The organism is Rhodococcus sp. 14-2470-1b, from assembly GCF_002259415.1.
GTDB lineage: Bacteria > Actinomycetota > Actinomycetes > Mycobacteriales > Mycobacteriaceae > Rhodococcoides.
Genome location: NZ_NPFY01000029.1, coordinates 1 through 857 on the forward strand (window position 1 = coordinate 1; position 857 = coordinate 857).

General features: G+C 64.4%; 1 protein-coding gene. It reads right to left on the bottom strand.

What is annotated here, in order from left to right:
* A partial coding sequence (locus CH293_RS21290) for an aldehyde dehydrogenase family protein (RefSeq protein ID WP_141217208.1) occupies positions 1-857 on the bottom strand: 857 nt, incomplete at both ends.

Genomic DNA, 857 nt, shown 5'->3' on the forward strand with positions numbered 1-857 from the left:
CCGCGGGTGCCGTCGCCGGTGACCAGGGGGGTGGTGCGTTCGACGATTTTGGCGACGAGGGTGTCGGCGATGTCGCCGACGGCGACGAGGGCGGAGATGGCCATGCAGCGTTCGCCTGCGGAGCCGAAGCCGGCGTTGACCATGGCGTCGGCAGCCAAATCCAGGTCGGCGTCGGGGAGGACGATGGCGTGGTTCTTCGCCCCGCCGAGGGCTTGGACGCGTTTGCCGTTGGCGGTGCCGGTGGAGTAGACGTATTGGGCGATGGGGGTGGAGCCGACGAAGGAGATCGATTTGATCTTCTTGTTTTCGAGGAGTTCGTCGACGGCGAGTTTGTCGCCTTGGAGGACGTTGAACACGCCGGGGGGTAGGCCGGCTTCTTCCCACAGCTGCGCGAGCCAGATGCTGGCGGTGGGGTCTTTTTCGGATGGTTTGAGTACTACGGTGTTGCCGGCGGCGATGGCGACGGGGAAGAACCACATCGGGACCATGGCGGGGAAGTTGAAGGGGGAGATGATGCCGACGGGTCCGAGGGGTTGGCGGATGGAGTAGACGTCGACTTTGGTCGAGGCGTTCTCGGTGTAGCCGCCTTTGAGGAGGTGGGGGATGCCGCAGGCGAATTCGACGACTTCTTGGCCGCGGCTGATTTCGCCGAGGGCGTCGGAGAGGACTTTGCCGTGTTCGGCGGTGATGATCTCGGCGAGTTCGCTTTTTTTCTTGTTGAGTAGTTCGCGGAAGTTGAAGAGGATTTGGGTGCGTTTGGCGAGGGAGGTGTCGCGCCAGGCGGGGAAGGCGGCTGCGGCGGCGTCGATGACGGTGCGTGCGTCGTCGAGGTTGGCGAGTGCGAGCTGGCCGGTGAC